Below are 13,830 nucleotides of genomic sequence, written 5' to 3'. Positions count from 1 at the left end.
AAGCCGATTCTCTTTGACGGCTGCGATCAGAAAGCTAAATGTCGCTTCAAGAAAGAATCCCAGGAAAAACATGACAGCACGACGTTTCATCATCGCCGGACTGCTGGCTTCGTTTCTCGGATGCGGATCGGCACCGGCGGCAGTGATCGGGGTGGTCGCGCCGCGCTCCGGCCCATACGCACCGCTCGGCACCCAGGTCTTTCAGGGCGCACGCGCGGCAGCGGAGGCGGGCGGCGACACCGTCGTCGAGATCGACGAAAGCTGCGATGAAAACGGCGGCGCTGCCGCCGCCAAGGGCCTCGCCAACGCGAAAGTGTCCGCCGCTATCGGTTTCCTCTGCGTCGAGACGCTCTCCACCGCATTGCCGCTGCTGAAGGCCGCACAGATCCCGGCCATTACCGTCTCGGTGCGCTCGAAAATCCTGATGGAAGACACGTTGCGCAACGGCTGGCCGTTCTTCCGCATGGCGCCAGCCGAAGGCGACGAGGCGGAGAAACTGTCCGAAACCATCCTCAGCATCTGGAAGGCGGAGCCGATCGCGCTGGTCGAGGACGGTACGATCTACGGCCGTGAGCTCGCCAGCGCCATCCGTCAGCGCCTCGAACCGATGGGCATCACGCCGATCTTCACCGACACGTTCCGACCCGGTCAGGAGCAGCAGGTGGCGTTGGTGCGCCGTCTCGCCAAGGCGGGCGCGAGCCATGTATTCGTCGGCGGCGACCGCAATGACATGGCGATCATCGCCCGCGACGGCGCTTCGGAAAACTTTCCCCTCACCTTGCTCGGCGGCGATAACTTGCGTGCGGCCAACCGTCCGGTTCCTCTGCGCGAGGGCGTCCTGGCCGTCGCCCTCCCCGACTATGCCACCCTGCCCTCCGCGGCGACGGCCGTCGCAGCCCTGCGCGCGAAAAATATCGATGCGGACGGTTATCTGCTGCCGGCCTATGCCGCGACCGAACTTGTTCACCAGGCGGTGACCGCGGCGGCAGGCCAGCCCCTGGCACAGGCGATCGGCAGCCGCTCCTTCAATACCGTGATCGGCCCGATTGCCTTCGATCGCGGTCATGAACGGAGGGACAATCCGTTCCGCCTGCTCGAATGGCGTGGATCCACGTTCATCCTCTCGCGTCCGGCGACAGACTGACGATTGTTCCGCCCACGCCGCAATGTTAGAGGGACCGTCGACAACCGGAGACTTTCGACCCATGACGCTCGCCACCGCCCTGCCGATCCGCATCGCCCCGTCGATTCTCGCGGCCGATTTTTCAAAGCTCGGCCAGGAAGTGCGTGACGCCGTCGAAGCGGGAGCCGAATGGGTCCATCTCGACGTGATGGACGGGCATTTCGTGCCGAACATCTCGTTCGGTCCCGACGTCATCAAGTCGCTGCGGCCTTACACCACCGCCTTTTTCGACTGCCACCTGATGATCTCGCCGGCCGATCCCTACCTCGAAGCCTTCGCCAAGGCCGGATGCGACGGCATTACCGTGCATGTCGAGGCCGGGCCGCACCTGCATCGCTCGCTTCAGACGATCCGCTCGCTCGGCAAGAAGGTCGGCGTCACGCTCAACCCGGCAACGCCGCTCTCGGCGATCGAAAACGTGCTGGACGATATCGACCTGATCCTGATCATGAGCGTCAATCCGGGCTTCGGCGGCCAGAAGTTCATTCCCGCGATGACCGACAAGATTCGCGCCGCCAAGGCGATGATCGGCAGCCGGCCGATCGAGCTGGAAGTCGACGGCGGCATTACCGCCGAGACGATCGGCGCGGCGACCGCTGCGGGCGCCAATGTCTTCGTTGCCGGATCTGCGGTTTACAAAGGCGAAGGAATCGCGGCCTATCGTGAGAACATCGCGCGGTTGAAAGCTGCGGCGGAGGACGGACGCAGATGATATCAGCCTTGCGATCTTCGGTTCCGGCACTTGCGGCGATGTTGTTCGCCGGTTCCACATCCGCAGCCGATATCGCAAGCGTCCGCCCGATCGGCTTTTCCTCCGACGGCGCCGTTTTCGCGTTCGAGGAATACGGCATCCAGGACGGATCCGGCTTCCCCTATGCCAATATCTACGCGCTCGACCTCAACAAGGATACCTACCTGCCGGGAACGCCATACCGGGTCCGGCTGGAACAGGATGGAGCGACGATCGCCAAGGCCCGCTGGCAGGTGCACAACGACGCAGATGTGATGATCGAAACCCACGAGCTCGCCAATCATCCAGGTGAACTGGTCGCTTTCAACCCCATCACCGAGATCGGCAACGCTCCTCATCAGCTGCGCTATCGCAGCGTTCCGGCCGTACCGCCGGTCGGAGAAGCCAATACGCTTGTCCTCGACGAGGTCCCGCAACCGCTCGGGCCGCAATGTGAAGGCATAGTCGAAAAGACGGTCTCCTTGCGCCTTCGCTTTACCGAGCGGAACGGGAAGCCCGTCAACGACGTGGTTCACGAAGACCAGCGCATTCCGGCTTCGCGCGGTTGCGTCACCAGTTACCGGCTCGCCGGTGTCGTCAGCGGCTCGTCGCTCGAAGGCGCTCCGGTGGAAGTCGCGTTGATCATGGTCCTCAGCGCCGGTTTCGAGGGCCAGAACGGCCGCTGGATCGCCGTTCCGGTCAAGACAGCGCCCTAATCCTGTTTGATTGCCTCAAAAACTTGAGCTTCGCCGCGCTTCTTGCTACAGCGCAGCCGACACTCGTGAAGGAAACGACAAGCCCATGATCCCCCGTTACTCGCGGCCCGAAATGGTCGCCATCTGGTCGCCCGAAACAAAGTTCCGCATCTGGTTCGAAATCGAGGCACATGCCTGCGATGCGCTTGCGGCGATTGGCGTGATCCCGAAGTCGGCAGCGGAGACGATCTGGGCAAAGGGCGGCTCGGCCACGTTCGACGTTGCCCGCATCGACGAGATCGAAGCCGTCACCAAGCATGACGTCATCGCGTTCCTCACCCATCTCGCCGAATTCGTCGGTCCCGACAGCCGCTTCATCCATCAGGGCATGACGTCTTCGGACGTGCTCGACACCTGTTTCAGCGTGCAGCTGGTGCGCGCCACGGACCTGCTGCTTGCCGATATCGACAAGTTGCTCGAAGCGCTGAAGCGTCGCGCCTTCGAGCACAAGGACACCGTCACGATCGGTCGCAGCCACGGCATACACGCGGAGCCGACAACGTTCGGCGTCAAGCTCGCCCAGGCCTATGCGGAATTCGACCGCAACAAGACGCGCCTGCTCGAAGCCCGCGACGAAATCGCCACCTGTGCGATTTCAGGCGCCGTCGGCACCTTCGCCAACATCGACCCCCGCGTCGAGGAACACGTCGCCGCAGCGCTTGGCCTGAAGCCGGAACCGGTCTCGACCCAGGTCATTCCGCGTGACCGTCACGCCATGTATTTCGCGATATTGGGTGTGATCGCCTCGTCGATCGAACGGCTGTCGATCGAGGTGCGCCACCTGCAGCGCACCGAAGTCCTCGAAGCGGAAGAGTTTTTCTCGCCGGGCCAGAAGGGCTCGTCGGCCATGCCGCACAAGCGCAACCCGGTGCTGACCGAAAACCTGACGGGCCTTGCCCGCATGGTACGCTCCTACGCGTTGCCGGCCATGGAGAATGTGGCGCTCTGGCACGAGCGGGACATTTCGCATTCCTCGGTCGAGCGCATGATCGGCCCGGACGCGACGGTAACGCTCGATTTCGCCCTGGCACGCATGACCAGCGTGATCGACAAGCTGCTTGTCTACCCTGAGAACATGATGAAGAACATGAACAAGTTCCGTGGGCTTGTTCACTCGCAGCGGGTGCTGCTTGCCCTTACGCAAGCCGGGGTCTCCCGCGAGGACGCCTATCGCCTCGTGCAGCGCAACGCGATGCGGGTCTGGGAAGAAGGCAAGGATTTTCTCGAGGAGCTGCTGGCGGACCAGGAAGTCCGTGCCGCACTTTCCGAAGAGGACCTGCGCGAAAAATTCGACCTCGGCTATCACACCAAACACGTGGACACGATCTTCCGCCGGGTCTTCGGCGAGGCTTGATCTTGACCCTCTGCGAACACAGATAGGCGCCATGAAGGCATCCGAAGCAGATATATTGATCGTCCCCGGCTACACCAATTCCGGGCCGCATCACTGGCAGACCCGTTGGGAGCAGAAGCTGACAACGGCCCGCCGGGTCGAGCAGGAGGAATGGTCGAAGCCGGTGCGCGAGGACTGGGTCACACGTGTCGCCGAAGAGGTGAACCGTGCGACGCGGCCCGTCGTCATCGTCGCCCATTCGCTTGGCATCCCGACCGTCATTCACGCCGTTCCGCTGTTCACGAAACCCGTGGTCGGCGCCTTTTTCGTGGCCCCGCCGGAAGTGGACAATCCCTCCATCCGACCGAGGCACCTGCAGACCTTCGGCCCCTACCCGCGTGATCCGCTCCCCTTCCCGTCCCTGACGGTCGCAAGCCGCAACGATCCGTTCGGCTCCTACGAACATGCGGACGACATCGCTTCCGCCTGGGGTTCGATGCTGGTCGATGCCGGGGAAGCCGGCCATATCAACCAGGATTCCGGCCATGGCCCTTGGCCGGAAGGCACAATGGTTTTTGCCCAGTTTCTCAGTCGCCTCAAGCCTTGAAAATAGGACGGAATGGGCGCTGGCCCCTAATTTTGGGGTGCGTCAATTCGAACAGCATTTTTAAGCTGGACTTAATTGACACTTGCTAAGGTGCGCGCTCGTTTTCTAGCGCGCCAGGCTGTGCCGATGCCGTCAAATGTTCTCTCACGCCTACTGGACTCCGGCCCCGGAGACGAGATCGGCGTTCTTGAGACGGTATTTCAGGCGGCTCCTTTCCCGATTGCCATCATCGATCATGCCGCCGTGCTGCTGTTCGCAAACAGCACATTCAAACGCGAATGGATCGGCGAGGGCCGGCTACCGACTGCCTTGTCGGCCCTCCTGCATCCCGACGACCAAGCCAAGGTCCCCCTGGCGATCCAGGGCCTGAATATCGATTCCTCAGCAGAACGTCTGGAACTGCGCATCGTGAGCCCGGCCGGCTCTCAGCGATGGGTGGTGGCGACCGTCACGCCACTCGGAACGAATTTCAAAGGCCGGTGTCTGTTTGCGGCCCACCTGACTGACATCACCGACCAAAGGCGGCAGTTCGAAGAACTTGCCGAACGCGAAAGCCGCTGGGACAACGCGCTGGTCAGCTCCGTCTCGGGCGTCTGGGACCATAATTACGCGACCGGCCAGAAATATTACTCGCCGGTGTGGCGGCAGATTCGGGGGATGTCGGCGGAGGACCCGCTGGCGGCCAGCACCGAGGAATGGCTCAAGCTTGTCCATCCGGACGACCATGCGCGTGTCATCCATGTCATGGAGCGGCAGATCGCCGGGGATCCCGCCTACGCCGTCTTCGACTATCGCGAACGCCACAAGCAAGGGCATTGGGTCTGGATCGAATGCCGGGGCGCCTGCGTCGAATGGGACGCCAACGGCAAGGCGACCCGCGTCGTCGGCACGGACACGGACGTCACCGCCCGCAAGGCCGCGGAGGAAACAACGGCGCAGATGTCGCGGCGGCTCGACATGGCGCTCGAAATATCCGGCATCGGCGTCTACGAATCCGATTTCTCCACCGGCGCGGTTGAATGGGACGAACGGATGTTCCGGATCTACGGGCTGGAAAAGAGCGAGGAAGTGAAGATCGGTGGGCTCTGGGAGAGCTTCCTGCACCCGGACGATGCCGCACGCGTTCAGGCAAATGTTCTCGACAATATCGAGGAGGGCAAACGCTTTTTCGATGAATACCGGGTGATACTGCGGGACGGCTCCGAACGTGTGATACGCACCCGCACCATGTCCTTCATCGACGGTAACGGTCACCAGAAGATGGTCGGCGCCAACTGGGACGTCACGGCCGACGTGACGCTTCACCGCGAGCTGGAACGGGCAAAGACCCTTGCGGAGGCGCGCAACCGCGAACTCGAAGCCGCGCGCAGCAGCATCGAGCACAATGCGATGCACGACTACCTGACCGATCTCCCCAATCGGCGTTATCTCGACGAGATGCTGGATCGCGTGGCGGCGGAATGCGCCCGCGACCAACATGGCATCGCCATCCTCCATATCGACCTCGATCGCTTCAAGCAGATCAACGACACGCTCGGCCACAGTGCCGGCGACACGATGCTGAAGCATGTGGCGAAAGTTCTCAAAGGCACGATCCGCAAGGAAGATTTCGTCGCCCGTATCGGCGGCGACGAGTTCGTCATCCTGTCGAAATTCGAAGGATCGCCGCGCAAGCTCTCGCATCTGGCCGACCGCATCATCAGGGAGTTGCGCAAGCCGGTATCCTATGAGGGCCACGACTGCCGTTTCGGCGCCAGCATCGGTATCGCCTGCCATACGGGAGCGGATGTGGATGCGAGACAGCTTCTCCTGAATGCAGATATCGCGCTCTACCGGGCCAAGAACCGGGGCCGCAACCGGCATGAATTCTTCTCTGCCGAGACACAGAACGAGATCATCAGCACCAAGCGCATTTCCGACGAGATCCTTCTTGCTCTCGAGCGCGACGAGTTCATTCCGTATTATCAACTGCAGTTCGATGCGCAGACGCTGGAGATCGCCGGCGTGGAAACGCTGGCGCGGTGGATGCACCCGGAACGCGGCATGCTGTCTCCCGACAAGTTCCTCGATATGGCCGAGGAACTCGACGTCGTCTCGGTGATCGACGGGACCATTCTCGACAAGGCGCTTGCCGATTTCCGGGACTGGCGTGCGCAAGGCCTTCCGATCCCAAAACTTTCGGTCAACGTTTCCTACCGGCGGCTGCGCGATGCTTCGCTGTCGCGCAAGCTCAGGAAACTCGGGATCGAGCCTGGCACGGTATCCTTCGAGCTGCTCGAATCGATCTTCCTCGACGACTGCGACGAGGATGTCCTGAGGAATCTGGCGCGCATCAGGAAGCTCGGCATCGAGATCGAGATCGACGATTTCGGCACCGGCCACGCCTCGATCATCGGCCTCCTGCGGCTCAATCCGCGTGCGCTGAAGATCGACCGTGAACTGGTTCGTCTCGTCTCCCAGTCGCAAAAGCAACGGAAGATGGTCGGATCGATCATCGAGATCGGCAAATCGCTGAATATTGAGGTTGTCGCGGAAGGCGTCGAGACCACGGAACAGATCCGCATCCTGCGCGATCTCGGCTGCGACATCCTGCAGGGTTATGCGCTGGCAAGGCCGATGCCGCGCAGTAGCATTCCGGATTTCATACTTTCCGGCCGCTGGCGCCCCGGCGAAAACCCGCAGTCCGACAGCCGCAAGCGGCACCCCGCAGACAGCTGAGAACCCCACCTTGATGGGCAGAAAGAAAAGCCGCGCCCGACGGGACGCAGCTTTCATATCAGGTTGAGAATAAGCTGGTTACTGGTTCTCGATCTGCTCAATCGCCTGAGCCAGAAGCTCCACCATCTTGGTGCGGATATCCTGGTCGGAGATGGAGACGCCGCCGGCATCGAGATCGCCGCGCAGCTTGCGGAATACATCCTCGTCGCCCGCTTCCTCGAAATCGGCAACCACGACTTCCTTCGCGTAAGCGTCAGCGTCTGTTTTGCCGAGCAGGCCGGCTGCCCAGAGGCCTGCGAGCTTGTTGCGGCGGGCGAGCGCCTTGAACTTCAATTCCTGGTCCAGGGCAAACTTGTTTTCAAAGGCTTTTTCGCGATCGCTGAGGCCACTCATCTCGGGTCTCCCAAAGTGAACTTTATGGGAACCCCCATAATCAAAAGAGGAGCGGAGCGCAATCGGCGGGATGTCGATTCCGGCAGAGACGGAAGCGGAATCGTGGCCGGCAATTGACGAATGCGAATTCCGCGTCAGGGCAACCGGCGCCGGGATGATCTTTGTCCGCGCACCCTGGCCTCGTCTGGCGGCAGGGCCGGCATCGCCAATCAACAGCTCCCCGCCTGGAATTGCGATACCGGCCGCGTCGAAATCATGACGCAATTTGGTGGCTAAGTCCTGCGGAGCCTCCCTGATTTCCTGTTCATTACCGCCCTTTCAGCCCGGGCGCCCCCAGTTGTTAGAGCAAAACCTTCGAGAACCCGTGTAATCTGAAGCTCACTGATTCCTGGTTGCGCTTCGCAACCCCTCGCCCACAAAGGTTTGGAGGCCCGCATTGTGAAACCCGTTCTTTTCCGATAAGGGACCGCTCAACATCATCCATTGCGTCCGCCCAGGGGCGCCAACAATGAGACAAGAATCATGAACCGTCGCCGCCGTATCTACGAAGGCAAGGCCAAAATCCTTTATGAAGGCCCCGAGCCCGGCACGCTGATCCAGTTTTTCAAGGACGACGCCACCGCCTTCAACAAGAAGAAACATGACGTCATCGACGGCAAGGGCGTTCTCAACAACCGTATCTCGGAATACCTCTTCACCCATCTGAACAAGATCGGCATCCCGACGCATTTCATCCGCCGGCTGAACATGCGCGAGCAGCTGATCAAGGAAGTGGAGATGATTCCGCTCGAGATCGTGGTGCGCAACGTTGCCGCCGGATCGCTCTCGACCCGCCTCGGCATCGAAGAAGGCATGGTCCTGCCGCGCTCGATCATCGAGTTCTACTACAAGTCCGACGCACTCGCCGACCCGATGGTCTCCGAGGAGCACATCACCGCTTTCGGCTGGGCGAACCCCGCTGAACTCGACGACATCATGGCGCTCGCCATCCGCGTCAACGACTTCCTCTCCGGGCTTTTCCTCGGCGTCGGTATCCAGCTCGTCGATTTCAAGATCGAATGCGGCCGCCTGTTCGAAGGCGACATGATGCGCATCATTCTCGCCGACGAGATTTCGCCGGACAGCTGCCGCCTCTGGGATATCGAAACCAGGGAAAAGATGGACAAGGACCGTTTCCGGCAGGATCTGGGCGGGCTTGTGGAAGCTTATTCGGAAGTCGCGCGGCGTCTCGGCATCATCAATGAGAACGAACCCGTCCGCGGCACCGGGCCGGTTCTCGTCAAGTAATCTGGGGGTTGGATCTGTGATCAAGGCACGCGTGACGGTCACGCTCAAGAACGGCGTTCTCGATCCGCAGGGCAAGGCCATCGAAGGCGCGCTCGGCAGTCTCGGCTTTTCCGGCGTCGGCCATGTGCGCCAGGGCAAGGTCTTCGACCTTGAACTCGAGGGCACCGACAAGGCGAAGGCCGAGGCGGACCTCAAGGCCATGTGCGAGAAGCTGCTGGCAAACACTGTGATTGAGAACTATAGTATCGCTCTCGACTGAAGGTTGCGGAGCGAGTGATGGCCGAGATCACAAGTGAATTGATGTATGAGCTTCTTAAGAAGATTCATCAGCGATTTGATAAAGTCGAGCTGTCGATTGGTGAATTGCGAGCCGACCACATGACCTTGAGAGGACAACTTCACGTTCTCCAAGGGGATGTGAATAATCTTCGCGTCACGGTTGGGCATATTGAAAACCGACTTGACCGTATCGAAAACCGCCTCGAATTGCGCGAGCTCGCCGAGGCCCAGGCAAGGTTTGAACCGCACCCATGAAATCCGCCGTCGTTCAGCTTCCCGGTCTCAATCGCGATCGCGACATGATCGCCGCCCTCACCAAGATTTCCGGCAAGGCGCCGATCACCATCTGGCAGACCGAGACCGACATTCCGGATGATGTCGACCTCATCGTTATTCCGGGCGGTTTTTCCTATGGCGACTATCTGCGCTGCGGAGCGATTGCAGCCCGCATGCCGGTCATGCAGGCGATCAGGGACAAGGCAGACAAGGGCGTCAAGGTGCTCGGCGTCTGCAACGGTTTCCAGATCCTCGTTGAAGCCGGCATGCTGCCCGGTGCCCTGATGCGCAATTCCTCGCTGAAATTCGTCTGCAAGGAAGTGAAGCTCGAAGTGGTCAATGCCGACACGGATTTCACCCGGGCCTATGAAAAGGGCCAGGTGCTCCGTTGCCCCGTCGCCCATCACGACGGCAACTATTTCGTCGATGCGGAGACGTTGTCCGGCATGGAAGATCGTGGCGAAATCGTCTTCCGTTATGCGGAAGGCACCAACCCGAACGGCTCCCTGAACGACATCGCCGGCGTCATAAACACGCGCGGCAACGTGCTCGGCATGATGCCGCATCCGGAAAACCTGATCGAAGCCGCCCATGGCGGCAATGACGGGCGCGGGATTTTCGCCTCGGCGCTCGATGTGATCGCCGCGACCGCCTGAACCTTCATCTTATCCCGATCGATCCCAGTACGATCGAAAGCCACGTCAGGACGCTTGATGCCGTTCACTTGTCGCCTGCTCGCTGCATTTCCTCTCGCCGCCCTTGGCATAGCGCTTTCCGCCTGCCAAACGGAACGTCCGGCAGCGGTGACGGCGAACCGTGCGGCGCTGCCGACGATGGAACGCGTGGCGCTCGCCGCCAATAGCTGCTGGTTCAAGTCGGGCGACGCGGCCTTCAAGCCCTATCGGCTGGCACCGGAACTCAATTCCTTCTCCGGCCGGCCGCGCATTCTCGCCGTGCCGCGCAACAGTCCCGAATCGCGCCCGATGCTGGTGGTCCAGGCGGAGGGCAACCCTGCCCGTCTCGACGCGTTCGGTCCGATGATGGGCGGCCCGGAAGGCGAAAGAATCAAGCGCGATGTGCTCCGCTGGGCCGGTGGCGCCAGCGGCTGCTGATATTAACCATTTGAATTTACATCTCTGTAAACAATCTGTTGCAGCTCTGCACCGGCCCGCCCGAATCTTTGCGTTTTTTCGCCACAAGTCATGACGGTCAGTGAACCGGCGCTGGACGGGCGCTACCCGTCATTGTACCACTTTTGTCATCGAGAAGCGGGCGGCCCGTATCGGGATCGCGCCAGCCGCAGAAAATCGCGGCGCGTATGAGGGCGATGGAATGAACAAGGCAATTTTCGGATCCGTGGTCGGTGCAATCCTGGCGGTGTCGACGCTGTCTTCTACTGCCGTTGCGCAGGAGCGGCTGTTCGATGAAGTGCGAATCGGCGTTTCCGGTTCGATCCAGAGCAAGAGCACGTTCGAGAAGGGCGCATTCCCGTCCGCCACAGTCTTCTTCGACCCCTTCGACCAGCGCCATGCCCAGAGCTTCGTGGACCACATGCTACGTCCGCGCGTCCATATCGGCGCGATCGTGTCGACGGCGGGCGAAGCGAGCCAGGTCTTTGCCGGCTTCACCTGGACGGCACCGATCACCGACAAGATCTTCGTCGACCTCGGCTTCGGCGGCGCCTTCAACAACGGCAACCTCGACAAGCCGAACGATGGTCCGAAGCTCGGCTGCCATGTGCTCTTCCATGAGTCGCTCGGTCTCGGTTACAATATCACCAACAACTGGCGCGTCCTTGCGACTGTCGAGCACTCTTCGAACGCCGATCTGTGCGATCACAACGACGGCCTCTCCTACGCAGGCATCGCGGTCGGCTACAAGTTCTGATCCAGATCGCGTATTTTCCAACTGAGGCGCCGGTTTTCCGGCGCTTTTTGTTTTCCGGCCGCCACGCCGTACCGCCGCATGGCAGTATTTTCCTGTCGCGCCGCATTGCGACATAGGTTAAAGAGCGCCAAGAGCTTGGCCCTTCAATCCAGAGAAGATCATGACCATCCCGAATAGTATCGCGATCACCCCCGAACTCGTCGCCTCGCACGGCCTGAAGCCCGACGAATATCAGCGGATTCTCGATCTGATCGGCCGCGAGCCGACATTCACGGAGCTCGGTATCTTCTCGGCCATGTGGAACGAGCATTGCTCCTACAAATCCTCAAAGAAGTGGCTGCGAACGCTACCGACCAAGGGACCGCGCGTCATTCAGGGGCCGGGTGAGAATGCCGGCGTCGTCGACATCGACGATGGCGATTGCGTCGTCTTCAAGATGGAGAGCCATAACCACCCGTCCTATATCGAGCCCTACCAGGGCGCGGCGACGGGTGTCGGCGGCATCCTGCGCGACGTCTTCACCATGGGTGCCCGCCCGATCGCGGCCATGAACGCTCTGCGCTTCGGCGCGCCCGATCACCCGAAAACCAAACATCTTGTGTCCGGCGTCGTTGCCGGTGTTGGCGGTTACGGCAACTCCTTCGGCGTACCGACGGTCGGCGGCGAAGTGGAGTTCGATCCGCGCTACAATGGCAATATTCTGGTCAACGCGTTTGCGGCCGGGCTTGCCAAATCGAATGCCATCTTCCTGTCGGAAGCCAAGGGCGTCGGTCTGCCGGTCGTTTATCTCGGCGCCAAGACCGGCCGCGACGGTGTCGGCGGAGCCACGATGGCATCGGCCGAATTCGACGAATCCATCGAGGAGAAACGCCCGACCGTTCAGGTCGGCGACCCCTTTACCGAAAAGTGCCTGCTGGAAGCCTGCCTCGAACTGATGGCGACCGGCGCGGTGATCGCCATCCAGGACATGGGTGCAGCCGGCCTCACCTGCTCGGCCGTCGAAATGGGCGCCAAGGGCGATCTCGGCATCGAACTCGACCTCGACAAGGTGCCGGTGCGCGAGGACCGGATGACGGCATACGAAATGATGCTTTCGGAAAGCCAGGAGCGTATGCTCATGGTGCTGCAGCCGGAAAAGGAAGAGCAGGCCAAGGCGATCTTCGTCAAGTGGGGCCTCGATTTTGCGATCGTCGGCAAGACCACCGACGACCTGCGCTTCCGTGTCCTGCATCAGGGCGAGGAAGTCGCCAACCTGCCGATCAAGGATCTCGGCGACCAGGCTCCGGAATACGATCGGCCGTGGGTCCAGTCGGATGTTCGCGCACCCCTGCCCGCCTCGCAGGTCGCGGCACCCGCTGACTATAACCAGGCCCTGTTGAAGCTCATCGGTTCGGCCAACCAGTCCAGCCGCCGCTGGGTCTGGGAACAGTATGACACGCTGATCCAGGGCAATTCGCTGCAGCGTCCGGGCGGCGATGCCGGCGTCGTGCGCATCGAAAGCCATCCGACCAAGGCGCTCGCCTTCTCGTCCGACGTCACGCCCCGTTATGTTGAAGCCGATCCGTTCGAAGGCGGCAAGCAGGCGGTCGCCGAATGCTGGCGCAATATCGTCGCTACCGGCGCCGAGCCGCTCGCCGCCACCGACAACCTCAATTTCGGCAATCCGGAAAAACCGGAAATCATGGGCCAGCTGGTCGGCGCCATCAAGGGCATCGGCGAGGCCTGCAGGGCGCTGGATTTCCCGATCGTGTCCGGCAACGTGTCGCTCTACAACGAGACCAACGGCGTCGCGATCTTGCCGACCCCGACCATTGCCGGCGTCGGCCTGCTGCCCGACTGGCAGAAGATGGCGAAGATCGGTTCTGCCAACGTCGGCGACAAGCTGATCATGATCGGCACGGACGGCAGCCATCTCGGCTCTTCGGTCTATCTGCGCGACATTCTCGACACGATCGACGGCCCGCCGCCGGAAGTCGATTTGAAGGCCGAGCGCCGCAACGGCGATTTCGTCCGCTCGCTCATCCGCAACGGCCAGGTGACCGCTTGCCACGACATTTCCTCGGGCGGTCTTGCGATCGCGCTTGCCGAAATGGCGATGGCGTCGGCCAAGGGTATGAAGGTCAGCCTCAAGGAACAGCGCGGCCCGGCCCATGGACTGCTGTTCGGCGAAGACCAGGCCCGCTATGTGATCGCGGTGCCAGCTGACCTCGCCAATTTCGTGCAAGCGAATGCTGAAGGCGCGGGCGTGCCCTTCCGCACGCTCGGCACGGTAGCCGGCGACAGCCTGGTGGTGGACGACCTCGTCAGCATCGCGGTGCCGCAGCTCACAGAGGCCCATGAAAGCTGGTTCCCAGCCTTCATGGCGTAACCATCCGGATCAGC

At 61.4% G+C, this 13,830-nt stretch carries 14 protein-coding genes; 13 read left to right on the top strand and 1 reads right to left on the bottom strand.

Features of this window, described 5'->3' with window-relative positions; translation table 11 throughout:
- Positions 1-70: 70 nt before the first annotated feature.
- From C5J26_RS08745 to C5J26_RS08720, 6 genes are all read left to right on the top strand, one after another.
- On the top strand, positions 71-1,144 hold the full coding sequence (locus tag C5J26_RS08745) for an ABC transporter substrate-binding protein (protein WP_105401366.1): 1,074 nt from the start codon (positions 71-73) through the stop codon (positions 1,142-1,144).
- A 61-nt stretch (positions 1,145-1,205) separates the two neighbouring features.
- The gene (gene rpe, locus C5J26_RS08740; RefSeq protein WP_037082022.1) at positions 1,206-1,895 is read left to right on the top strand and encodes a ribulose-phosphate 3-epimerase; all 690 of its coding nucleotides are present in this window, start codon (positions 1,206-1,208) and stop codon (positions 1,893-1,895) included.
- Entirely contained in the window at positions 1,892-2,629 is a 738-nt protein-coding gene (locus tag C5J26_RS08735) for a DUF2259 domain-containing protein (protein ID WP_105401365.1), read from the top strand. The genes rpe and C5J26_RS08735 overlap by 4 nt, the downstream gene beginning before the upstream one ends.
- Before the next feature lie 85 nt (positions 2,630-2,714).
- Positions 2,715-4,022 carry an adenylosuccinate lyase gene (gene purB, locus C5J26_RS08730; protein WP_046606791.1) on the top strand — a complete coding sequence of 436 codons (1,308 nt, stop codon included), beginning with the start codon at positions 2,715-2,717 and terminating at the stop codon, positions 4,020-4,022.
- Between the two features lie 31 nt (positions 4,023-4,053).
- Positions 4,054-4,608: an alpha/beta hydrolase gene (locus tag C5J26_RS08725; RefSeq protein WP_105401364.1), complete on the top strand. Its 555-nt coding sequence runs from the start codon at positions 4,054-4,056 to the stop codon at positions 4,606-4,608.
- A 126-nt stretch (positions 4,609-4,734) separates the two neighbouring features.
- Positions 4,735-7,326, top strand: a complete 2,592-nt coding sequence (locus C5J26_RS08720) for an EAL domain-containing protein (RefSeq protein WP_105401363.1) — start codon at positions 4,735-4,737, stop codon at positions 7,324-7,326.
- 78 nt (positions 7,327-7,404) lie between these two features.
- On the opposite strand, the gene C5J26_RS08715 is transcribed toward C5J26_RS08720, so the two are convergent.
- Complete coding sequence (locus tag C5J26_RS08715) at positions 7,405-7,719, bottom strand: DUF1476 domain-containing protein (RefSeq protein ID WP_105401463.1); 315 nt, start codon at positions 7,717-7,719, stop codon at positions 7,405-7,407.
- A gap of 522 nt (positions 7,720-8,241) precedes the next feature.
- Here C5J26_RS08715 and purC point away from each other — a divergent pair.
- From purC to purL, 7 genes are all read left to right on the top strand, one after another.
- Entirely contained in the window at positions 8,242-9,006 is a 765-nt protein-coding gene (gene purC, locus C5J26_RS08710) for a phosphoribosylaminoimidazolesuccinocarboxamide synthase (RefSeq protein WP_046606788.1), read from the top strand.
- A gap of 16 nt (positions 9,007-9,022) precedes the next feature.
- Positions 9,023-9,265 (top strand): phosphoribosylformylglycinamidine synthase subunit PurS, encoded by a 243-nt coding sequence (gene purS, locus C5J26_RS08705; protein ID WP_105401362.1) that lies wholly within the window; start codon positions 9,023-9,025, stop codon positions 9,263-9,265.
- Between the two features lie 17 nt (positions 9,266-9,282).
- The gene (locus tag C5J26_RS08700; RefSeq protein ID WP_105401361.1) at positions 9,283-9,540 is read left to right on the top strand and encodes a hypothetical protein; all 258 of its coding nucleotides are present in this window, start codon (positions 9,283-9,285) and stop codon (positions 9,538-9,540) included.
- Positions 9,537-10,217, top strand: a complete 681-nt coding sequence (purQ, locus tag C5J26_RS08695) for a phosphoribosylformylglycinamidine synthase subunit PurQ (RefSeq protein ID WP_105401360.1) — start codon at positions 9,537-9,539, stop codon at positions 10,215-10,217. Before C5J26_RS08700 ends, purQ begins: the two co-directional genes overlap by 4 nt.
- A gap of 57 nt (positions 10,218-10,274) precedes the next feature.
- Positions 10,275-10,673, top strand: coding sequence for a hypothetical protein (locus tag C5J26_RS08690; RefSeq protein ID WP_105401359.1), 399 nt, complete (start codon positions 10,275-10,277; stop codon positions 10,671-10,673).
- Positions 10,674-10,893: 220 nt separating this feature from the next.
- Positions 10,894-11,448 carry an acyloxyacyl hydrolase gene (locus tag C5J26_RS08685; RefSeq protein ID WP_105401358.1) on the top strand — a complete coding sequence of 185 codons (555 nt, stop codon included), beginning with the start codon at positions 10,894-10,896 and terminating at the stop codon, positions 11,446-11,448.
- 160 nt (positions 11,449-11,608) lie between these two features.
- The gene (gene purL, locus C5J26_RS08680) at positions 11,609-13,816 is read left to right on the top strand and encodes a phosphoribosylformylglycinamidine synthase subunit PurL (protein WP_105401357.1); all 2,208 of its coding nucleotides are present in this window, start codon (positions 11,609-11,611) and stop codon (positions 13,814-13,816) included.
- The last annotated feature ends 14 nt before the right edge of the window (positions 13,817-13,830 follow it).

Source organism: Neorhizobium sp. T7_12 (genome assembly GCF_002968535.1).
Lineage (GTDB): Bacteria > Pseudomonadota > Alphaproteobacteria > Rhizobiales > Rhizobiaceae > Neorhizobium > Neorhizobium tomejilense.
Note: the sequence above shows the minus strand (reverse complement) of the source record. Positions and strands in the feature narration are given on the sequence as shown.

Excerpts from the sequence above, each read along its gene's own strand:
- C5J26_RS08745 (WP_105401366.1), top strand. The coding sequence starts at position 71 with ATGACAGCACGACGTTTCATCATCGCCGGACTGCTGGCTTCGTTTCTC.
- rpe (WP_037082022.1), top strand. The coding sequence starts at position 1,206 with ATGACGCTCGCCACCGCCCTGCCGATCCGCATCGCCCCGTCGATTCTC.
- C5J26_RS08735 (WP_105401365.1), top strand. The coding sequence starts at position 1,892 with ATGATATCAGCCTTGCGATCTTCGGTTCCGGCACTTGCGGCGATGTTG.
- purB (WP_046606791.1), top strand. The coding sequence starts at position 2,715 with ATGATCCCCCGTTACTCGCGGCCCGAAATGGTCGCCATCTGGTCGCCC.
- C5J26_RS08725 (WP_105401364.1), top strand. The coding sequence starts at position 4,054 with ATGAAGGCATCCGAAGCAGATATATTGATCGTCCCCGGCTACACCAAT.
- C5J26_RS08720 (WP_105401363.1), top strand. The coding sequence starts at position 4,735 with ATGCCGTCAAATGTTCTCTCACGCCTACTGGACTCCGGCCCCGGAGAC.
- C5J26_RS08715 (WP_105401463.1), bottom strand. The coding sequence starts at position 7,719 with ATGAGTGGCCTCAGCGATCGCGAAAAAGCCTTTGAAAACAAGTTTGCC.
- purC (WP_046606788.1), top strand. The coding sequence starts at position 8,242 with ATGAACCGTCGCCGCCGTATCTACGAAGGCAAGGCCAAAATCCTTTAT.
- C5J26_RS08700 (WP_105401361.1), top strand. The coding sequence starts at position 9,283 with ATGGCCGAGATCACAAGTGAATTGATGTATGAGCTTCTTAAGAAGATT.
- purQ (WP_105401360.1), top strand. The coding sequence starts at position 9,537 with ATGAAATCCGCCGTCGTTCAGCTTCCCGGTCTCAATCGCGATCGCGAC.
- C5J26_RS08690 (WP_105401359.1), top strand. The coding sequence starts at position 10,275 with ATGCCGTTCACTTGTCGCCTGCTCGCTGCATTTCCTCTCGCCGCCCTT.
- C5J26_RS08685 (WP_105401358.1), top strand. The coding sequence starts at position 10,894 with ATGAACAAGGCAATTTTCGGATCCGTGGTCGGTGCAATCCTGGCGGTG.
- purL (WP_105401357.1), top strand. The coding sequence starts at position 11,609 with ATGACCATCCCGAATAGTATCGCGATCACCCCCGAACTCGTCGCCTCG.